18 protein-coding genes and 1 pseudogene are annotated in these 21,366 nt (G+C 57.6%); 8 read left to right on the top strand and 11 right to left on the bottom strand.

The features are described 5' to 3' along the window. Together A3730_RS24030 and A3730_RS24025 are read left to right on the top strand one after the other, a co-directional pair. On the top strand, positions 1-797 hold a 797-nt coding region (locus A3730_RS24030; protein ID WP_156501327.1), incomplete at its 5' end, for an efflux RND transporter periplasmic adaptor subunit. 12 nt (positions 798-809) lie between these two features. After that, positions 810-3,923, top strand: a complete 3,114-nt coding sequence (locus A3730_RS24025) for an efflux RND transporter permease subunit (RefSeq protein WP_062817555.1) — start codon at positions 810-812, stop codon at positions 3,921-3,923. 159 nt (positions 3,924-4,082) lie between these two features. Here A3730_RS24025 and lspA read toward each other — a convergent pair whose 3' ends face one another. Together lspA and A3730_RS24015 are read right to left on the bottom strand one after the other, a co-directional pair. After that, complete coding sequence (gene lspA, locus A3730_RS24020; RefSeq protein ID WP_063508760.1) at positions 4,083-4,592, bottom strand: signal peptidase II; 510 nt, start codon at positions 4,590-4,592, stop codon at positions 4,083-4,085. A gap of 3 nt (positions 4,593-4,595) precedes the next feature. Continuing rightward, the gene (locus A3730_RS24015) at positions 4,596-5,492 is read right to left on the bottom strand and encodes a cation transporter (RefSeq protein WP_063508761.1); all 897 of its coding nucleotides are present in this window, start codon (positions 5,490-5,492) and stop codon (positions 4,596-4,598) included. Positions 5,493-5,587: 95 nt separating this feature from the next. Here A3730_RS24015 and cadR point away from each other — a divergent pair, with 95 nt between their 5' ends. Beyond that, the gene (gene cadR, locus A3730_RS24010) at positions 5,588-5,995 is read left to right on the top strand and encodes a Cd(II)/Pb(II)-responsive transcriptional regulator (RefSeq protein WP_004364961.1); all 408 of its coding nucleotides are present in this window, start codon (positions 5,588-5,590) and stop codon (positions 5,993-5,995) included. A 64-nt stretch (positions 5,996-6,059) separates the two neighbouring features. Here cadR and A3730_RS24005 read toward each other — a convergent pair whose 3' ends face one another. The 7 genes and pseudogenes from A3730_RS24005 to merR all read right to left on the bottom strand — a co-directional run bounded on the left by A3730_RS24005 (position 6,060) and on the right by merR (position 15,462). Continuing rightward, a complete protein-coding gene (locus A3730_RS24005) occupies positions 6,060-6,230 on the bottom strand; it encodes a BlaI/MecI/CopY family transcriptional regulator (RefSeq protein WP_230457727.1) in 171 nt (56 codons plus the stop codon). Between the two features lie 267 nt (positions 6,231-6,497). Next, a complete protein-coding gene (locus A3730_RS24000) occupies positions 6,498-9,626 on the bottom strand; it encodes an efflux RND transporter permease subunit (protein WP_062817558.1) in 3,129 nt (1,042 codons plus the stop codon). Continuing rightward, positions 9,623-11,257, bottom strand: coding sequence for an efflux RND transporter periplasmic adaptor subunit (locus A3730_RS23995; protein ID WP_231884035.1), 1,635 nt, complete (start codon positions 11,255-11,257; stop codon positions 9,623-9,625). Before A3730_RS23995 ends, A3730_RS24000 begins: the two co-directional genes overlap by 4 nt. 94 nt (positions 11,258-11,351) lie before the next feature. Next, complete coding sequence (locus tag A3730_RS23990) at positions 11,352-12,647, bottom strand: TolC family protein (RefSeq protein ID WP_063508764.1); 1,296 nt, start codon at positions 12,645-12,647, stop codon at positions 11,352-11,354. A 724-nt stretch (positions 12,648-13,371) separates the two neighbouring features. Then, positions 13,372-13,506: pseudogene (locus A3730_RS29955) on the bottom strand (Cd(II)/Pb(II)-responsive transcriptional regulator); the annotation flags it as partial. Between the two features lie 129 nt (positions 13,507-13,635). Next, positions 13,636-14,937, bottom strand: a complete 1,302-nt coding sequence (locus A3730_RS23985) for an ISL3 family transposase (protein WP_033988338.1) — start codon at positions 14,935-14,937, stop codon at positions 13,636-13,638. 78 nt (positions 14,938-15,015) lie between these two features. After that, positions 15,016-15,462 (bottom strand): Hg(II)-responsive transcriptional regulator, encoded by a 447-nt coding sequence (gene merR, locus A3730_RS23980; RefSeq protein ID WP_006911920.1) that lies wholly within the window; start codon positions 15,460-15,462, stop codon positions 15,016-15,018. 73 nt (positions 15,463-15,535) lie between these two features. Between merR and merT the strand changes: the two genes are divergently transcribed. The 5 genes from merT (at position 15,536) to merA (ending at position 18,408) form a co-directional block, all read left to right on the top strand. Then, entirely contained in the window at positions 15,536-15,886 is a 351-nt protein-coding gene (gene merT, locus A3730_RS23975) for a mercuric ion transporter MerT (protein WP_027965778.1), read from the top strand. Between the two features lie 13 nt (positions 15,887-15,899). After that, positions 15,900-16,196: a mercury resistance system periplasmic binding protein MerP gene (gene merP, locus A3730_RS23970; protein WP_022519794.1), complete on the top strand. Its 297-nt coding sequence runs from the start codon at positions 15,900-15,902 to the stop codon at positions 16,194-16,196. Positions 16,197-16,198: 2 nt separating this feature from the next. Next, a complete protein-coding gene (merF, locus tag A3730_RS23965; protein WP_033988342.1) occupies positions 16,199-16,456 on the top strand; it encodes a mercury resistance system transport protein MerF in 258 nt (85 codons plus the stop codon). 73 nt (positions 16,457-16,529) lie between these two features. Next, positions 16,530-16,766 (top strand): mercury resistance system transport protein MerF, encoded by a 237-nt coding sequence (locus tag A3730_RS23960; protein WP_062817350.1) that lies wholly within the window; start codon positions 16,530-16,532, stop codon positions 16,764-16,766. Further along, entirely contained in the window at positions 16,759-18,408 is a 1,650-nt protein-coding gene (merA, locus tag A3730_RS23955) for a mercury(II) reductase (RefSeq protein ID WP_082051506.1), read from the top strand. Before A3730_RS23960 ends, merA begins: the two co-directional genes overlap by 8 nt. 156 nt (positions 18,409-18,564) lie before the next feature. On the opposite strand, the gene A3730_RS32155 is transcribed toward merA, so the two are convergent. Then, entirely contained in the window at positions 18,565-19,029 is a 465-nt protein-coding gene (locus tag A3730_RS32155; RefSeq protein WP_062817351.1) for a hypothetical protein, read from the bottom strand. Positions 19,030-19,038: 9 nt separating this feature from the next. Continuing rightward, positions 19,039-21,348: a heavy metal translocating P-type ATPase gene (locus tag A3730_RS23945; RefSeq protein WP_063539127.1), complete on the bottom strand. Its 2,310-nt coding sequence runs from the start codon at positions 21,346-21,348 to the stop codon at positions 19,039-19,041. Between the last annotated feature and the right edge of the window lie 18 nt (positions 21,349-21,366).

Here is a 21,366-nt window from a genome sequence, read left to right as displayed (position 1 = left end):
CGGAAATCTCCGCCGAGATGGCGGAGCAAGCCGGTATCCGAAGCAAGGCCGCAGGTGCCGGCATCCTGGAGCGCACCATCAGCAGTTATGGCCGCCTTGTTCCCAATCCCGACGGGATTGCCCTGATCAGGGCACGCTTCCCGGGTCAGGTTACGAAAATCAATGCCAGTCTCGGTGACGCGGTCAAGGCTGGCGAGCCACTGGCCAGCATCGAATCCAACGACAGCCTCCAACCCTACACCTTGCGTGCGCCTTTCGCCGGTACCGTTATCCAGCGCAATATCAACGTCGGCGAGCTGGCCGGGGAGCAGGCGCTGTTCACCATCGCCAAGCTCGACCCGCTATGGGTGGAATTGAAAATCTTCCCGGGGCAGCGCCGCGAAATCGCACCAGGACAGCTGGTGCGAATTGACACCGGAGATGCCCAGCACGAGTCCAGGATCAGTCATATCGTGCCGCAGAACAGCGGCTCGCCCTACGTCATTGCCCGGGCAGAAATTGCCAACGCAGAGGAGCTGCTTTCACCGGGCCGGCTGGTTTCGGCGAGCATCGTGGTAGAGCGTATCGAAGTGCCGCTGGTGATAGAAAATCGGGCCCTGCAGTTGCTCGACGAATCCCAGGTCGTGTTTGTGCAAGAAGGCAATAGCTTTGAGCCCCGGCCTGTCGAGTTGGGCCGCACGGATGGCCAGTTCACCGAAATACTTTCTGGCCTGAAGCCCGGCGAACGCTACGTGGTGGAGAACAGCTATCTCATCAAGGCGGATATCGAAAAATCCAGCGTGTCAGACGACGATTAACAGGAGGCCACTATGATCGACGCTATCGTGCGCCTCTCTGTAGAACGGCGCTATCTCATGCTTTCGCTGATTCTGGTGCTGATCGGTGTCGGTGTCTGGAGTTTCCAGCGCCTGCCCATCGACGCGGTACCTGATATCACCAATGTCCAGGTGCAGATCAACACCGAGGCACCCGGTTATTCACCCCTGGAGACAGAGCAGCGCATCACGTTCCCGGTGGAGACGGCGCTGTACGGCCTGCCCAGCCTGTCCTACACCCGATCCCTGTCCCGTTACGGCCTGTCCCAGGTGACCGTGGTGTTCGAAGAAGGCACGGACATCTATTTCGCCCGCAACTTGATCAACGAGCGCCTTGGCGCCATCAAAAGCGTCCTTCCGCCTGGGCTGGAGCCGGAGATGGGCCCCATCGCCACCGGGTTGGGCGAGATTTTCATGTACACCGTGGATGCGGCGCCCGGCGCCACCCGGGAAAATGGTGAGCCCTGGGATGCCACTGCCCTGCGGGAAGTGCAGGACTGGATCATCAAACCTCAACTGGCCCAGGTGCCCGGGGTGATCGAAATCAATTCCATCGGCGGCTACGACAAGCAGTATCACGTCACGCCCTCCCCGAAAAAATTGTTGGAGCTCGGCGTCAGCCTCGAGGACTTGGTGGCGGCACTGAGGGCCAACAACGCCAACCGTGGCGCTGGCTATATCGAACGCAATGGCCAGCAGCTGCTGGTGCGCTCCCCCGGCCAACTGAAGACCATCGGCGACATCGAACAAGTAGTGATCGCCAACCGCGATGGCGTGCCCCTCCGGGTGAAGGATGTCGCGGAAGTGGCCATTGGCAAGGAGCTGCGCACCGGGGCTGCCACCCGCGACGGCGTGGAAACGGTGATCGGCACCGCCATGATGTTGATGGGAGAAAATTCCCGTAGTGTCGCCCGGGCCGTTAGCGAGCGGCTGGAGGATATCCGGCCATCCCTGCCCGAGGGCATTCGCGTGGAAGCCGTCTATGACCGCACCACTCTGGTGGACAAGGCCATCGCCACGGTGGAGAAGAATCTGCTTGAGGGTGCGCTGCTGGTGATCGTGGTGCTGTTCCTGCTGCTGGGCAACCTGCGGGCCGCCCTTATTACCGCGGCGGTGATCCCCCTGTCGATGCTCGCCACCATCACTGGCATGGTGAGGACCGGCGTTTCCGCCAACCTGATGAGCCTGGGGGCACTCGACTTCGGGCTGATTGTCGATGGCGCGGTGATTATCGTGGAGAACTGCATCCGGCGCCTGGCCGGGTCTCAGCAGGCTACGGGTGCGCGCCTGCCGCTCAAGGAACGGCTGCAGGTCGTCTATGAAGCCACGACCGAGGTGATACGTCCGAGCCTGTTCGGGGTGGCGATCATTACCGTAGTTTACATCCCCATCTTCTCCCTCACAGGGGTAGAGGGCAAGATGTTCCATCCCATGGCCGCCACCGTGGTCATGGCCCTGGTGTCAGCCATGGTGTTTTCGCTCACCATCGTCCCCGCCGCCGTTGCGGTGTTCCTCACAGGCAGGATCCGCGAAAAGGAAAGTGCCGCCATCAGTGCGGCCAAAGGGATCTATCGCCCGGCGCTGGAGCTGGCCCTGAAATTCCGCTGGCCGGTACTGGGGGGCGCCGGCGCCCTACTGGCGGTCTGTATCTGGCTAGCAACCACCCTGGGGTCGGAATTCATCCCCCAGCTCAGCGAGGGTGATATGACTGTGCAAGCCCTGCGCATTCCCGGCACAGGTCTGGAGCAATCCATTGCGATGCAGAAACCTTTGGAGCGGCGCATCAAGGCCTTCCCCGAGGTAGACAAGGTATTCTCGCGAATCGGGACACCGGAGGTGGCCACCGACCCCATGCCACCGAATATCGCGGACAGTTTCGTGATTCTCAAGCCGCGCGAGCAATGGCCGAACCCGGACAAACCGCGAGATGAGCTGATTGCCGAGATTCAGGCGGCGGTCGGGCAATTGCCCGGGAACAACTACGAGTTCACCCAACCCATCGAGATGCGCTTCAACGAACTGATCTCCGGTGTGCGGGCGGACCTGGGCATCAAGGTATTCGGGGACGACCTAGACCAGATGCTCAATGCCGCCAATGTGGTGCTCGAAGTCGTGGAGTCAGTGGAAGGGGCCACCGATGCCCGGGTGGAGCAAATCACCGGGCTGCCCATGCTGTCGGTGCACCCCAAACGCATGGCGCTATCCCGCTACGGCCTGACCGTGGATGATCTTCAGGATCTGGTGGCAGCGGGTGTAGGTGGCGAAAACGCCGGCCTGATCTACGAAGGGGATCGCCGCTTCCAACTGGTGGTGCGCCTGCCCGAGGTCATCCGCCGGGATGTGGACAGCCTGGCGGATCTGCCGGTGCCCCTGCCGGGAGGCGGCTATGTGCCACTGTCAGAAGTGGCGGCGCTGGAGTTGGCTCCGGCCCCCAACCAGATCAGCCGGGAGAACGGCAAGCGACGGGTGGTGGTCACCGCCAATGTCCGGGATCGCGATCTGGGCGGCTTTGTGGAGGAGATCAAAGGAAGAGTTCGACAGGAAGTGGATCTGCCCGCCGGGTACTGGCTGGATTACGGCGGTACCTTCGAGCAACTGGAATCCGCCAGCCAGCGCCTTGCCATTGTCGTGCCCGTGACCCTGGCGATCATCATTGCCCTGCTGGTGATGGCATTCAGATCGCTGAAAGATGCGCTGATCATCTTCAGCGGCGTCCCCCTGGCCCTGACCGGTGGCGTGCTGCTACTGTGGCTGCGGGACATGCCGCTGTCGATCTCCGCCGGTGTGGGCTTTATAGCCCTGTCGGGGGTGGCGGTACTCAATGGTCTGGTGATGGTGGCGTTTATTCGGGATCTTTGGCACAACCAGGGTGATCTGGTTTCCGCCGTGGTGGAAGGTGCTCTTATTCGTTTGCGTCCGGTCCTGATGACCGCACTGGTCGCCAGTCTTGGCTTCGTGCCCATGGCCCTCAATACGGGTACCGGCGCTGAGGTTCAAAGGCCGCTGGCCACAGTGGTGATAGGCGGGATTATCTCATCGACGCTACTGACGCTGTTTGTACTGCCAATTCTGTACACATTGCTGCACCGCCAGGATGAAAAGGTGTAATTGCATCCGGGTAGCCCGCTCTTGGCCGCCATTTGGCCGGGAGCGGGTCGTTTTCGAGAAACAAGTTCGGCATTGATTGCCGGCCAGGAAATGCAGCCTTACCGACTGGCAAGCACGGTCAAACCGAGCGCATTTTTAAGGCTTTTTTCCGCTAAGGTTTCAGGAAGATCCATCCAACTCGGCATTGGGATTTTCTTTTCGCAGTAAGCCTACGAAAACGAGAAGCAATGCACCGAGGACAATTGCAATATCGGCAAGGTTGAAGGCTGGCCAGTGCCAGTCTCGCCAATAGAAATCGAAGGCATCTACAACATAGCCGCGAAAGATCCGGTCAATCAGATTGCCCATGGCGCCACCGAGGATAAGACTGTAAGCGATGGCGTCTCCATTATGACCTTTTTCACGAATCAGCTTGATCAGCACGACCGAGACCACTACCGCGATTCCGATAAAAAAATAGCGCTGCCAGCCCCCAGCATTTGCGAACAGACTGAATGCGGCACCGGTGTTCCATACGTGCACCCAGTTAAAGAACGGGGTCACCGCGATCGACTCGCCATAAGCCATTGTTTGTTGAACCAGCCATTTTACAGTTTGGTCCGATGCTGCTATCAGGCCGGATATGGAAAACAGGACATACGGCGAGAGATTGTTGCCAATAAAGGGCATGCTTTAACCCTTGAGCGCCAGAATGCGCCTGGCACCGTTAAGCACGACGAGCCCCGCGATGCTACCGATAACCAGATCCGGATAATTGGAGCCGGTCCACGCGACCAGAACGCCGGCGGTAATGACCCCCAGGTTGATCACCACGTCGTTGGCCGAGAATATCCAGCTTGCCTTCATGTGCGCTCCGCCCTCCCGGTGTTTGGCTATCAGCAGCAGACAACTGGTATTGGCAATCAACGCGACGAATGCGATAGCCATCATCACCAGCGATTCAGGCTCACTACCGAATACAAAGCGTCTCACCACCTCTATGAGTACGCCAACAGCCAAGATCAGTTGCAGGACTCCCGCAAGATGGGCAGCACGTAGCTGCATTTTCACGCTGTGACCAACCGCATAAAGGGCAAGCCCGTACACGGCCGCATCGGCAAAATTATCCAGGGACTCTCCAATCAGGCCGGTGGACTGGGCGATCAGACCGGCAGTCATTTCCACCACGAACAGAAGTGCATTGATGCCGAGCAACCAGCGCAGGGTCCCGGATTCTTGCTTAGCAGAAGCTGCCGAAAACTCGGCGGCCTTGATGGTCTCCGGATTTGCAGCGACGGTTTCCTGAAGCGAGGCGCCTAGCCCCAAGGTCTTCAGTTTCGAGGTGACGGGCTCGACCTCGCCGTCATGCACGACCTTCAGCCGGCGGTTCGACAAGTCGAAGGACAGCGCCCGAATCTCCTCAAAGCCGTTCAGGGCTAGGCGAATCATTCGTTCTTCTGATGGACAGTCCATCTTCGGCACGGCATAAACACTGACCCATCTCCCTGGCGCCTCGGAGGAGGCCTGTATATCGGTATCCGCTGCGGACGTTGCATCACCGCCACAGGCGCCACCACAGGATTTGCTCATGATACGACTCCACTTGAACAATGTTGTGGTACCATTTAAAACTATAAAGCTACTATAAGGTCAATAGAGTAAAGAATCCGTTGGGGAGGAGGCTGATGCGCATTGGTCAGTTGGCGCAGTTGGTAGGGGTCGAAACACAGACGATCCGCTTCTATGAACAGCAGGGCTTGTTGCCGCCGCCTGATCGGCAGGACAACGGTTACCGTGTCTATACCGAGAAGCATGGTGAGGGGCTGGCCTTCATCCGTCGCTGCAGAATCCTGGGCCTGTCACTGGCTGAGATTCACGAACTACAGAGCTATCAGGACGACCCTCATCAGCCTTGTACCGCCGTCAACGCCTTGCTCGATGATCACATCTCTCATGTGCGGTCGCAGATAACCGCTCTGCAAGCGCTTGAGAAACAACTCGTTTCACTGAGAGCGAGTTGCAACGATGACCGGGAAGTTGAGGCGTGTGGGGTTCTTGCTGGAATTAGCGAAGGAAACATGCACCAGCAGTAGGTGAAGCATCAACCAGATAATCCGATGAGATGCCGGTCTGTCTCACTCTCATGCAAAGGTAAGATCAACCATTTAATCCGCTTACCCTCTTGAACAATCGATCCAGCGTGCTCTGGATAGTATTCAAGGTACCTCCGCGCTGCTTCTCGAAATGCGCATAGACAGATTTTGCGTCTGCCGTGCGCCCCTTCCAGAAGTATTGCAAGACTTGCTTTTCTAGTTCACCCAGCTGCATGAATCCTGACCACTTAGAGATTATCAATCTGGCAATCAGACTGACACACATAAAACCGATCGTCAATCGGCTTTTGTATGGCTAGCCCCCCCCCCTCCCAGCATCACACGGAAAAATTTTGTCTTTAACACCTGTAACCCCCGCCGATTATTAGTGTCAGATCAGTGCTGATCTGACACTAAGCAGGGTGCCAAGACCAAAAGATTGCGATCCTTATGTGCTCTATTTACTTATTCACAATCGCAACCACCCAAGCTTTAAGCTTGGTTAACCCGGATTCCTGTTGCGTCGTTGCATCAGCAGATAGGCTGCGGGCAGCACGAAAAGTGATAACAAAGGTGCTGTTACCATCCCTCCTACCATGGGCGCAGCAATGCGGCTCATGATCTCGCTACCTGTGCCTCCCCCCCAGAAAATCGGAAGAAGACCGGCAATAATAACAGCTACAGTCATCGCCTTAGGTCGAACACGTAATACCGCGCCATCACGGATAGCACCCATCAAGGCAGCTTCATCCTTTTGGCCCTGCTCCTGCCTCTCCTGCCACGCCTGCTTTAGGTACAGCAACATGATCACGCCAAACTCGGCAGCGACACCCGCCAGGGCGATGAAGCCGACACCAGTAGCCACCGACAAGTTGTAGTCCAGCAGATACAAGAACCAGATACCGCCGGTCACCGCAAACGGTAACGTAGCCATAATCAGCAAGGCTTCACCGATACGGTGAAAGGTCAGGAATAACAGTACGAAAATAATCAGTAAGGTCGCCGGCACCACCACTTTCAGTCTCGCATTGGCCCGCTCCAGGAACTCAAACTGACCGGCAAAGGACAAGCTGACCCCCTCTGGCAGCCTGACTCCATCATTCACTGAGGCACGTAGATCATCCACTACCGAGGCTAGGTCACGCCCCCGAACATCGATATACACCCACCCAGACAGTCGGCCATTCTCACTTTTTAACATCGGTGGCCCATCGGTAATCTTGATATCCGCCACGGTTCCGAGGGTAATTTGTTTTCCTTCGGGAGTGACTATGGGCAAATCGCGTAAGCGATGCACCGTGTCGCGCCACTCGCGAGGATATCGAAGGCTGATCGGGTAACGCTCCAGCCCTTCCACTGTCTCACCGATGTTTTCACCACCAATCAAACCACTGACAACCGACTGAATATCCGCGATGTTGAGGCCATACTGAGCCGCAATGCCACGCCGAATATCGATATCCACATAACGACCACCAGTCAACCGTTCAGCCAATGCTGAGGAAACACCGGGTACTTGTTTGGCTACCTGTTCGATTTGACGACTCACCTGGTCAATGATCTCTAGGTCATTACCCGCTACTTTGATGCCAATTGGGCTCTTGATGCCAGTGGCAAGCATGTCGATACGATTGCGTATCGGAGGAATCCAGATATTTGCCAGTCCAGGCACGCGTACAATACGGTCCAGCTCCTCGACAAGCTTCTCCGTTGTCATGCCTTCACGCCATTGGTCCTTGGGTTTGAAACGGATGGTGGTTTCAAACATCGTCAATGGTGCAGGGTCAGTCGCTGTCCGCGCACGCCCCGCCTTGCCGAACACCTGCTCCACCTCAGGCACCGTTTTGATCAACCTATCGGTCTGCTGTAGAAGCTCGGTAGCTTTTTGTGCTGACAAGCCTGGTAAGGCACTTGGCATATACAGCAAATCGCCCTCATCCAGCGGTGGCAAAAATTCACCACCAAGCTGACTTAGCGGCCAAAAGGCGGTAACAAAAACTAAACCGGCAACCAGCAAGGTGGTTTTCGGCCACGCCAAGACTCGCTCTAGTACGGGTTGATAACAACTAATCAAAAAGCGACTGATTGGATTACTTTCCTCGGAAGGTATCTTTCCCCGAATCCAGTACCCCATTAACAGTGGAACCAATGTCACCGATAGGCCGGCTGCCGCCGCCATAGCCCAGGTTTTGGTAAATGCCAGTGGGCCAAATAGCCGCCCTTCCTGTGCTTCCAAGGTAAAGACAGGAATAAACGACAAGGTAATAATTAGCAACGAGAAGAACAGCGCTGGCCCCACTTCGACAGCTGCTTGCTCTATGACTCGCCAATGCGCATTACCAGTCAGAGATTGCCCTGGGTTATCCCGATGCCAAATCTCAATTTTCTTGTGAGCGTTCTCGATTAACACCACTGCTGCATCCACCATAGCGCCGATAGCGATAGCAATGCCGCCAAGCGACATGATATTGGCATTGATGCCCTGGTAACGCATCACAATAAAGGCAGCAAGGATTCCCAGCGGTAGGGAAATGATGGCCACCAGTGACGAACGCAAATGGCCAAGAAACAATACGCACACCAGTGCAACTACAATGAACTCTTCAATCAATTTGTAACTGAGGTTTGTTACCGCTCGATCAATCAGCTCACTTCGATCATAGGTGGTGACGATCTCAACCCCTTCCGGCAAGCTTTCCCGCAGTGTCTCAAGTCGCTCATGCACGGCAGATAGCACGGCGCGGGCGTTCTTGCCTGAACGCAGAATGACGACCCCGCCGACGACTTCCCCTTCACCGTCCAGCTCGGCAATACCACGCCGCATCTCCGGACCAAGGCGAATCTGCGCCACATCTCCAAGCTGTACTGGCACTCCATCAACCAGTTTTAGTGGGATTTTTCGGAAATCCTCGAGTGACTGAAGGTAGCCACTGGAGCGCACCATGAACTCCGCTTCGCCCAGCGTCAGCACTGCTCCCCCGGTTTCCTGGTTAGCTTGTTCTATCGCCTTGCGTACTTGTTGATGACTGATCCCATGGCTGGCGAGTTTGACCGGGTCAGGGACTACCTGATACTCACGTACCATGCCGCCTATGGTTGCCACTTCTGCAACGTCAGGCAGAGTCTGCAGCTCGTATTTTAGAAACCAGTCCTGTATCGAGGTTAGCTGCGATAGATCATGCTGGCCGGTGCGATCGATCAATGCGTACTGATAAATCCAGCCGACACCGGTAGCGTCTGGCCCAAGTGATGGTCGTGCTGTACGCGGCAATTCAGACTGGACCTGACTAAGGTATTCCAACACCCGTGAGCGTGCCCAATACAAGTCGGTACCATCTTCAAACAACACGTAAACATAACTATCACCGAAGAACGAGTAACCACGTACTGTGCGCGCACCTGGCACGGCCAGCATGGTGGTGGCAAGTGGATAGGTAACCTGTTTTTCCACCAGCTGCGGTGCCTGACCTGGGTAACTGGTGCGGATAATCACCTGTACATCGGACAGATCCGGTAAAGCATCTACGGGGGTATTGTTGATAGACCAGATTCCCCACGCACTCATGAACAGCGTCGCCAGCAGCACCAAAAATCGGTTAGCCAACGACCAGCGAATCAGGGTAGCGATCATGGTGCAACCTCCTGTTTGTCGAGAGACACCACAGTCAAGCCATTATCGGTATCTTTGACGCCGACGCGCACACGATCGCCCACTGCTATATCGCTGGCCACCTGTTCGCTGGCAAGACGAAAGCGCATGGTCATGCCAGGCATACCGAGCGTCTTAAAAGGACCGTGTTTAAGCTTGACCTTGCCGTCGGATAGCCCCTCGATAACCCCCTCGGCGTAATGCAACGAATTCACTTGGGTGTCTTTTTGTTCCGCCACCTGCTTTTCTAGGCGCTCCACAATCAACCCTTTGTCTGTATCACGAATGCCAATGCGCACGCGATCACCTACCGATATCCCTTTGCCTACTTGTTCATTCGCCAGGTTAAAACGCATGGTCATGGCAGGCATGGACAAGCTCTTGAAAGGGCCATGGTCCAGCATTATTTTGCTGCCATTCAGTTGCTCGACAACACCTTCGGCATAGTGCAGTGCGTTCATCATTTCCGTCTCATCTGACATAGCCAGCTCCTGAACGGCAATGCCTTGCAGGCTGGCTTCGGAATCGAGCAGGAACTGACCACTGACAACCACCTTCTGGTCTTCCTTCAGCCCTGCCAGGATCAGCGTTTGGTCTCCCAGCTCGCCCCCCGGCAACACTGCCTGCGGACGATATCGACCCTCCCCCTCATCAAGCATCACCAGGCTGCGCTTTCCTGTATGCAATAAGGCTGCGGTTGGTACGGCCAATGCTTTCTGTGTGGCTTCGCCATGAATGCGTACCTGAGCGCTCATGCCCGGACGCAGATCACCCTCGTCATTGGACAAGGTCACTCGCACCGGCACAGTTCGGCTGGACTGATCCACCAGAGGCAGAATGTCGGCAACTTGCCCCTCACGCAGTGCTGGCTTCACTCCTTGAACGGTCACGTCAACAGCGTTACCACTACTGACTTGCCCCAATTGGCGTTCCGGGACTGCTATCTCCACCCACACGGGGTTGAGTGACTGAATCTCCGCCACGGGAGCACCGGCCGACAGCGTCATGCCAGCACGAGCATTGAGACTGCGTATCACGCCATCATGCGGAGCTGTCACCGTCCAGGTTTCCAGCGGTTTACGTTGGCGTTCAATACTTCGGATCAGGGATGCAGGCATGCCCAATGACAACAGGCGCTCCCGCCCGGCGACGATCAGTTCGTTGTTGCCGCTGCCGAGCACGGCCAGCCATTCATGCTGAGCTCCAGTCCAGGCCGGAACTCTCAATTGCATCAGCGGCTGACCACTGGAGATGGTGTCGCCCTCAGCCAGAGGCCAGACCTTGTCTACGAAGGAAGGCGCGGGGCTTTGCAGGCGTGTCAGGGCGCGGTCGTTGTAAGCAATCAACCCCGTGACATCAAGCTGAGATTGTGACTGAGCCACGACCACCGAGGCACTGCGAATTCCCAGATTTTGTACCATGGCTGCATCAATACGGACCGTTGGCTGATCGCCATCATCACCACCATTGGCATAACGGGGCACCAACTCCATATCCATGAAAGGTGAGGGCCCGGGCTCGTCAAAGTGCTGCTGGGGATACATAGGGTCATACCAGTACAGCACTTCCTTTTCATCCGCTTTGCTGTTGGTTTCACTGCTGTCCATCGCCATCGATATACTGCTCTGCGAAGGGGTGACGTAACGGCCCAAATATATTCCGGCTAGCAACAACAGCGAGGCAGCCAAACCGATCAAGGCATTGCGTTTAATGTTCATCATCTTGCTCCTCGCCCACCATGCCGTGGTGGTCGTAGGTAAAATGGAGGGCGGCTGCCTGCTGGTCATACTGCCCGCTGAGATCAATTTCTTTCAGTTTGGCGTCCAGCCATTCGCTACGTGCCCGTACAAGATCGGCCAAACTGCCATCACCGCCGCGCCAAGCTGCCCTAGCCAATCCCACTTTCTCTTTTGCGAGAGGCACCAGTTGCTCCCGTTGCCGGGCAAGCGTGCGTTCCTGGCGTTCATATTCGGCCAGATCGCTCTGCAGCATCGCTTCATGTTCGCGACGTACCGCCTCTGCACGAGATTCCAGTGCTTGCCACTCAGCTTCCGCCGAGGCAATGCGAGGCCCCTGGCGCGACCGGCTGAACAATGGCAGGTCCACATTGACCTGTAGCATCGCCATGTCACTGAATTCTTCACGATTCATATAAGCCAGAGTTAAAGCCCAGTCCGGCTTCTTGGCGGCACGAGCCTCGTCCGCGTTAGCCTGGGCGACAGAAGCCTGACGCGACGCTATCTCAAGTTCAGGGTGCTTATGCAGGCTATTCAGTAACTGTTCAGCATTGATGGCGAAATCAGGTGCTTGGCCAGCCGGTGATTGCCGGCCGGCTTCCCCCAGCCAGCGTATTAAACGAGCCTTAGCCTGGCGTTGCCTGGCCAGAAGAGCATCTCGCCGATCCAGTAATGTCACGGCTTCCTGCCTGGGTGCCACGCTATCAATAGCCTTTCCTTGACCCGATGAAAGTCGGGCACGCACTGCCTTGTCGAACAAACGATTTTCAGCAATGAGTTCTTCCAGCAGGACTAGTTGACGATCCAGAGTGTGGAGCTCGATCCAGGCTTGAGCGGTCTGACGCAGCACGGCCAGACGAGTCGCCTCTTTCGTGGCCTCCGTTAAGCCGATTTGCTGTCTGGCACCTTCTGCCCTTGCTGTGCGTTTGCTGCGATTGGGGAAACGCTGGGTTACACCAATACGCTGCATGGTCATGAAATCACTCGACAGGCTGTAACGATCGGCACCATCCACAGGTACATTGTCGAGGCCAAGAATCAGGGTGGGATCAGGCAAAGCATCGGCAGGCCCTTCTGCCTGCTGAGCGGCCTCGACGCGGGCCGATTCCGCCCGCAGTTCCGGTGATTGACGTAAGGCGAGCTGTAGCGCCTGATTAAAAGTCAGGCCTTCTGCCCCAAACGCCTGGACACTAGCTAGCAGCAGGGAGGGCGCTAGCCAGCCGAGTGCGCGCCGATACCGGCCGGCGCTCAGAAATATCCAATACATGTGTCACTCCAACACGGATCATGGCGCGCAACGCGCCCTCAGTGGGCCCAGACCAGGCCGGACCCCGAAAAGATCAGTGAGAAAGTGCTAGTGGCGGTCGCCAGATGGTAGATAAGGCAAGGGGGAGATAGAGAGGGTCAGAAAAATGAGGGGCAGCCGGATTTGCTGCCTGAAAAGAATTCGCCGGTGGCGTATTCATGATCGAGAGCTGCCCAGCATGGCACTCCTGACCAGGCTTGCAAACCGGGCCACTGTGCGTGCTGGATTGACCATCCAGACAACAATCGTTTTGTGGCATGGCGGACATCATGCTGCAACGGTCATCCATGTCTGCCTGCATCATGGTCTGTTCCATGGGGCAAGGCTGCACCAATTGCACCGCTGCCATCCCCTGCAAGGAGATGCTAAGCAGAAATAGGCAGCTAATGAATAACCGGGCAATAAACATATGGTGTCAGCATAGTCCGAAGTGATGTGCTGTAGGCAACATAAACCTTGGGGTAACCCCCATGTCAACGTTTAATATCGAGCTATATAACTATTGATCACCAGCTCTGCTCCCTCTGGCATGCTCTTCTCTACGCCACAGCCTTCAATAGCATTACTTGATGAAGCGTGAAAGTGTCTCTCGATGCCATTCCAGGCGCCTGTTGGCATGCTGGGTACCGAGGCTTATGTCGACAGGTGGCGGCGTGGTTAAGAACTATAAAATCGACACTTTGATCTATTGCGGTTGTAAGATGCCCTCGCTGATGCCAGCAAGAACCCCGCAAGCATCAACTTCACGGCCATCGTTGCACCTCGCTCTCAGGGAAACGAGTTGCTTCTCAAGCGATTGCAAAGCCGTTATCTGCGACCGCGCATCAGCAGACTTCCTGTTATAAGCAACCTGTTGGCTTTACACACCTAGAGAGTTAATCACAATGAGTTGGATTAAAGGGGTATCCGGATTAAGTGGTAGATGGAGCCCCCTTGCTCCTTCGAACCCTTAACTCTCCCAGAAGGTTGATAGATCGACGCCGTAGTTTTTCTCAGGCTCGGGAAGACCCATGCTGTAGGTCATGGTGGCCTTGCCCAGGAAGGGGGATTCCTTGATCTGCGGCACCTTCTTCTTGTGCTTGGTGGTGTAGAGCATCCGGGCCCGCATCACCTCGAATGAGTAGCCCCGGCCATCGCGGTTCTTGTCCTTGGCCAGCCGATTGATCGACTCCGTGAAGGCGTTGGTGATTGGGGTGTCGGTTTCGAAGTAGGCCAGCACCTCCTCGCGCCATCCGCTGACGGCGCTGACGAGATCCTTCCACACCTCTTTCTGCCCCTGTGGAATGTCGTCAATCCAGCGGGCCAGCGCCTTTTCGGCATCACGCCGGGTGGTGCTGTCCCAGATGTGGTAGAACCGCTCCTTGTGCTCGTAGGCCGCCAGGAGCTGAGGGAAGGCCCCTGTCCATGTCTCCATGATAAGCCGCTCGCGATCTGAAACGTCGTGGGCACGCTTCAGCAGGATCTTCCTATCGCCCTTGAGGGTCCGCCGCTGGTTTGGCTTCAGATCCTTCCTGAGTCCCTTACGCACCTTCTCCAGGGCTTCGTTGGCCATCCGCACCACATGGAACTTATCGACCACAATGCGAGCCTGCGGCAGTACCGCCTGGACAGCACGGCGGTAGGGTTTCCACATATCCATGCTGACGATCTCGACCTGGTGGCGCTCGGTCATGCTCATGAGGCGCCTCGTCACCGCGTCCTGCTGGCGACCGGGCAGCAGGTCCAGTAGGGTACGCTCCTCCAGGTTGGTCAGGATGCAGCGGTAGCGGCGGTTCAGGTACAGCTCGTCGATCCCCAGGCAGCGGGGTGTCTCGAAACGATGCCAGGCTGCCAGGAACTCAGCCTTCTTCTTGAATATCTCGCGGACAGTCTTCTCGTCGAGGCCCGTGGTATCAGCCACGTAGGCGTAGGGGTGATTGAAGGCTTCCTTCTCGACGTGGTTGTAAAGCCTCCGCGTCATGCGGTGATCGTCTACCATTTCCGGAAGAGCTGGCCGGAACGTCCTTCCACACGCCCGGCAGGTGTAGCGGCGACGGACCACCCAGAGGGTGACCCGCTTTCCGTGGATGGGTAGGTCGCGATAGGCCACATCGCGCTTGCCGAACCTGACAAACTCACTCTCAACGCCGCATTCCTCGCAAGCTAGAGGCTCAGGAGCTTCGACCTGGTAGTGGAGATCATGCTCTTCCATCTTGGTGCCTAGGACGTGGTACTCGGGAAGGTGAAGGATGTTGTCAGGCAAGCTAGTCATGCAAACTTTCCTTGTCGACATGGTCCATAGATGATCGCGACTCTTTGACCGCGTTGTTTTCAACGAACTGAAGGTGAGTTACTCCCTTGGGTCTTCTGCTTCTCTGAGCCCTTCATGCAATGACGCAATTAGCGGGCAAGTGATATTGCCTTGTTGTGCATGGCATCTGTCGACCATTTCGCTCAGCACCTTCTCAATTCTTTCAAGCCTGTCGATCTTCTCGCGAACGTCCCCTAACTTGTGCTCTGCGAGAGCACTGGCTTCTTGACAGTGGGCGCCATCTTCCAGCCGAAGTAGGTCACTGATCTCATCCAGACTAAAGCCCAGCTGCTGCGCCGTTTTCACGAACGTCAACCTGTCGATATCGGCGGCACTATAGCGTCGAATACCTCCGGGAGGGCGTTCGGGCTCCGATAATAGCCCTCGTCGCTGGTAATAGCGGATTGTCTCGACATTGACGCCGGCCGCCTTGGCCAGGCCGCCAATGGTCATGGTGTCCGCCACTTTATCTGCATGTCTCTTCATGATGCTTGACTCCGTACCAAGCTACGGAAGTAACCTTATCGTAGCTCCCCCCATCCCGAAAGGAGAATCGTCAATGCGGACATCTAAAACGGGGCGAGGGCCCCTGGCCGCCGGAGGAGTCGCGGCCCTCCTGGCCTCGGCGTGTTGCCTCGGCCCGCTGGTGCTGATCACGCTGGGCGTTTCCGGCGCCTGGATCAGCAATCTGGCGGCGTTGGAGCCCTATCGCCCGCTCTTTATCGGCGTCGCGCTGGTGGCGATGTTCTTCGCCTGGCGTCGCGTCTTTCGGCCAGTGGAAAAGTGCCAGCCGGGAGAGGTGTGTGCCGTGCCACGGGTCAGGACGGGCTACAAGGCGATCTTCTGGCTCGTATCGCTGCTGGTGCTAATCGCCCTGGTATTCCCCTACATCTTGCCCCTGTTCTATTAAAAGGAGATCTACCATGAAAGCTCGTTTCGCCTTCATCGCGCTACTCGCCCTGCTCAGCACGCCCGCCTTAGCGGCCCTGCAGACCGTGACGCTGTCGGTGCCGGGCATGACCTGTGCCGCCTGCCCGATCACCGTCAAGGCCGCCCTCAACAAGGTGGACGGCGTCTCGCAAGTCGACGTGAGCTACGCGGATCTCGAGGCCGTGGTCACCTTTGACGACGCCCGAACGTCGGTGGAGGCATTGACCGAGGCCACCATCAACGCTGGGTATCCATCAACCCCGACATCCTCGCAAGCGGATCGAGAGTGATCATGAAGAATCCCAAGCCCCTGCTGCGCGTGAGCGTGATCGGCACCGTCCTGGTGGCATTGTGCTGCTTTACGCCGATCCTGGTGATCCTGCTTGGCACGGTGGGCCTGGCGGGGCTGACGGGCTATCTCGACGTTGTGTTATTGCCGGCCCTGGCCTTCTTCATCGGCCTGACCATTTATGCGATTTGGCGTAAGAAGCAGTTCGACGCCTGTTGTGACAACGGCTCTATCAAATCAAGGAATACGCCCCCTGAGTGACATCAAGCAGCTGCACATCGCGGTCATCGGGTGAGTTGTTTACGAGCTTGCCCGCCACGGTGAAGGAATAAGCGTGAAAGATTCGCAGAAATTTTTAAGCGTCGTGCTTGGCACCGGGTTGATGGTGCTGTGTTGCGCGCCAATCGCCCTGGTGCTATTCGGTACGGCGGGCCTGGCCGCGTTGGCAGGCTATCTCGATTACCTGCTGTTTGCCGCCCTGGCCATCGGCTTACCTCTCTACGCGCGATACCACAAGCGGAAGCAGGATGCCGGCTTTACTAATGAAGACTCGGAGAAACGTGATGATTGAACTCAACGTGAGTGGCATGACCTGTGACCGCTGTGCGGATCATGTCAGGGAAGCCCTGGAGAAGCTGCCCGGCGTGCAGTCGGTGGAGGTATCCTATCCTCAGGGGACGGCATCGGTAGCCGTTGATCCGGAGACACCGGCCTCGGCGTTGACGTTTGCCGTGACCCGACTTGGCTACCAAGCTCGACTGGCCAACAGTGGGCCCACTTCCCCGGCAGGCGCATCGGTGTCCAAGGGCCGTGATGAAGACGCCCCGCACATCGCGGTGATCGGCAGCGGCGGCGCCGCCATGGCGGCGGCCCTGAAAGCCGCCGAGCGCGGCGCCCGGATCACCCTGATCGAACGCGGCACCGTCGGCGGTACCTGTGTCAATACAGGCTGTGTGCCTTCGAAGATCATGATTCGCGCGGCCCATATTGCCCACTTGCGTACGGAAAGTCCCTTCGATGCAGGCCTGAGCGCCCAGGCGCCGGTGGTGGATCGGGCCAAGCTGCTCGAGCAGCAGCAGCGACGTGTCGAGGAACTGCGTGACGCCAAGTACGAGGGGATTCTGCGCGACCACCCGGCCATCACGGTCCTGCACGGCGAGGCCCGGTTTATCGATGCCCATAGCCTGATGGTCAAGCTGAACGAGGGCGGCGAGCAGGTCGTCCACTTCGACCGCGCCTTAATCGGTACTGGCGCCCGACCGGCAGTACCGCCGATCCCGGGTCTTGCCGACACCCCCTACCTGACCTCTACCAGTGCGCTGGCCCTGGACACCCTTCCCGAGCGGCTGATTGTGATCGGCGCCTCGGTGGTGGCCCTGGAACTGGCCCAGGCCTTCGCCCGGCTGGGCAGCCGGGTCACGGTGCTGGCCCGCAGCCGCCTGCTCTCCCAGGAAGACCCGGCGGTAGGGGATGCGGTGGAGGCGGCGTTTCGCCGCGAGAGCATCGAGGTCCTCAAGCAGACCCAGGCGAGCCGCGTGGACTACACCGACAATGAATTCATTGTCGACACCAACGCCGGCACCTTGCGGGCGGATCAACTGCTGGTGGCCACCGGACGGACACCCAATACCGAGGCCCTGAACCTGGCGAGCCTCGGCGTGGAAACCGCACGTGGGGCGATTCTGGTCGATGAGCATCTGCACACCACGGTGCCGGGGCTCTATGCCGCCGGTGACTGCACCGATCAGCCGGAGTTCGTCTATGTCGCCGCCGCCGGGGGCAGCCGGGCTGCCGTCAACATGACCGGGGGCGAAGCCACCCTGGACCTGAGCGCCATGCCGGCGGTGATCTTCACCGACCCCCAGGTGGCCACCGTCGGCCTGACGGAAGCCGAGGCCATCGAGCAAGGCTTCAGCGTCGATACCCGCGAGCTGGACCTGGAAAACGTGCCGCGTGCGCTGGTGAATTTCGACACCGGTGGTTTCATCAAGCTGGTGGCCGAACGCGACTCGGGCCGGTTGCTGGGGGTGCAGGCGGTGGCGGGGGAAGCCGGTGAGCTGATCCAGACGGCGGTGATGGCGCTACGCGCACGCATGACCGTACACGACATCGCCAATGAGCTATTTCCCTACCTGACCATGGTGGAAGGGCTCAAGCTCTGTGCCCAGACTTTCACCAAGGATGTGACGCAGTTGTCCTGCTGTGCCGGGTGAACGATATGAGCGCGACCGTGGTGCCACTGGGCGGCGGCACCACGGGTTTTGGGCATGGACACCACAGGGAGCTCTGTCACGATGAACACGACACTACCCGATTGCGGGATGATGGGGGCGATGGGCTGGATAATGCCAGTGATCGGAATTGCCCTACTATTGCTGCTGGTCCTGGGCATCGCCTGTTTGGTGAAGTATCTGCTCTCTAGCAAGTGAGCGTACTGAGCGAGCCATCAACCAGCTAATCCGTTGTGGGTTGAGTTTGTCGGCCACCTTTCTCTCTCGCATACCAACCAGATAATCCGGATACCCGATTAAAGTTGAACGGGCTGAGCAAACCCCGTGGAACTTGATCACGGTCAACAGATCACGGATGAAGTCGCTTAAGGCGCCAGCTATGGCAAAATAGCCCCTACTCGAGGCTCCACGCCGATGGCCTAGGATTGCATGCCCAAAGATCCGGTAGGCAGGTATTTCCGTGCCCAGCTTCTCCTTCATCGTGGTTTTGACGTCGATTTCGATCAGCACCCCGAAGCAGTTATCCGTGAGAGACTGACGCGCTCGTTTGTCAACCGCCTCAAAATCAGCATCTTCTATGGTTCGATCAATAGTGTACGGCACCAGCTATTATTACTTAGGGCCAAGCTTGATAACTCGCAGGCGCAATGCATTCACAATCACGCTGAAAGACGACAGCGACATTGCAGCAGCCGCGAAGATCGGTGAAAGCAGTATCCCGAAGAACGGGTACAAAACCCCCGCCGCAATCGGAACGCCCGCGGAGTTGTACACAAAAGCAAAGAACAGGTTCTGTCGGATATTGCGCATGGTCGCCAGCGACAGACGACGCGCTTCTACAATACCCATCAAGTCGCCGCGCAGCAGCGTAATGCCCGCGCTTTCGATGGCCACATCTGTGCCGGTGCCCATGGCCACCCCCACGTCCGCCGTTGCCAATGCAGGCGCGTCGTTAACGCCATCACCCGCCATCACGACAACACCCCCTTCATCTTTCAGACGCTGGACGATCTTGCCCTTATCTTCCGGCAGTACCTCCGCTTCCACTTCATCGATATGCAATTTGCGAGCAACCGCCTCGGCCGAGGTGTAGTTATCGCCAGTCAGCATGACCACTCGAATGCCGCCTTTTTGCAGCGCGACAATAGCAGCGTGGGTCGTTCTCTTGATGGGATCGGAGATGGCCAACAGCCCAGCGATTTTTCCATCGACGGCGGCAAAAATCACGGTAGCACCATCTTTGCGATGCTCGTCGGCATCGCTGTCAAATTTAGTGGTGTCGACATTCTCCGACTCCATGAGAAGACGATTACCAAGCAGCACCCGCTTGCCGTCGATTTTTCCTGTTACCCCTTTACCGTTGGGAGAATCGAAGTCTTCCGCATCCGGCAGCTTCAGCTCCATGCCCTTGGCTTTGTCCAGAATGGCGTGGGCCAGTGGATGCTCACTGCCTTTCTCGAGTCCGCCCGCAAAACGCATCAAAGCATCGTCATCGTACCCATTCGCTGTAACAATTCGGGTGATTTGTGGCTGCCCCTCTGTCAACGTGCCGGTCTTATCCACTACCACCGTATCTACCTTTTCCATGCGTTCAAGGGCTTCCGCATCGCGGATCAGCACACCACTTTGGGCGCCGCGGCCAACACCTACCATGATCGACATCGGCGTTGCCAGACCCAGTGCGCAAGGGCAGGCAATGATCAGAACACTGACCGCCGCAATCAGCCCGAACGCCATGGGCGGTGTCGGCCCAAGGAATGACCAGGCTATAAAGGCAACAATGGCAATTAGGATCACGGTGGGCACAAACCAGCTCGCCACCTTATCGGCAAGCCCCTGGATCGGTGCGCGGCTGCGTTGGGCGCTGGCCACCATCTGCACGATTTGGGAAAGCATGGTGTCCCGGCCAACCTTGTCGGCCCGCATGATAAAGCTGCCCTGTTGGTTAATACTGCCGCCAATCACTTGGTCGCCAGACTTTTTGCTGACTGCAAGAGGCTCACCGGTCACCATGGACTCATCCACGTTGGAGCTGCCTTCAAGTAACTCACCGTCCAGCGGCACCTTGTCCCCCGGGCGCACTCGCAGGCGATCACCCACCTTGACCTGATCCAGCGACACATCGGACTCGTCGCCCTGGTCATCCAGCTTTCGGGCCGTCGCCGGTGCCAGATCCAGCAGCGCCTTGATCGCGCCCGAGGTTTTCTCCCGGGCCCGCAGTTCAAGCACCTGGCCTAACAGAACCAGCACCACGATGACCGCAGCCGCCTCGAAGTAGACGGCGACAGAACCGTCTTCCTGCCGAAAGGCGTCGGGGAAAATCTGGGGCGCCAGTGTCGCCACCAGGCTGTAGATCAGCGCCACGCCAGTACCAATGGCAATGAGCGTGAACATGTTCAGATTGCGGCTGACGACGGACTTCCAGCCTCTGACAAAGAAAGGCCAGCCACACCAGGCCACTACTGGCGTCGCCAACACCAGTTGAATCCAGTTGGACATTTGTGGGGCAACGATCTGGTCAAGGCCGGTGAGATGTCCGCCCATTTCCAGCACCAATACCGGCAGGGCCAGCACCAGGCCAATCCAAAATCGACGGGTCATGTCTTTGAGCTCTGCCGAGGGCCCGTCATCCAGACTTACCTGCTCGGGCTCCAGGGCCATACCACAGATAGGGCAATCTCCGGGGCCCTGCTGGCGAATTTCCGGATGCATCGGGCAGGTGTACATGGTGCCCGGAGCCACGGGTTCGTCCTGTTTCTGTTCTCCACTGAGGTAGTGTCCCGGGTCGCCGTCAAACTTCGATTTGCACCCCGAAGAACAGAAATACCAGGTTTTCCCGCCATGCTCGCTGCGATGTTCCGCCGAGTGTGGATTCACCGACATGCCGCAAACAGGATCTTTGACCGTGTGCTCAGCCGTCATGGCCGATCCCTCCCTATC

Source organism: Alcanivorax sp. HI0044 (assembly GCF_001634945.1).
The sequence above is the reverse complement of the archived record's forward strand: the minus strand, read 5'-3'. Positions and strand labels throughout refer to the sequence as shown.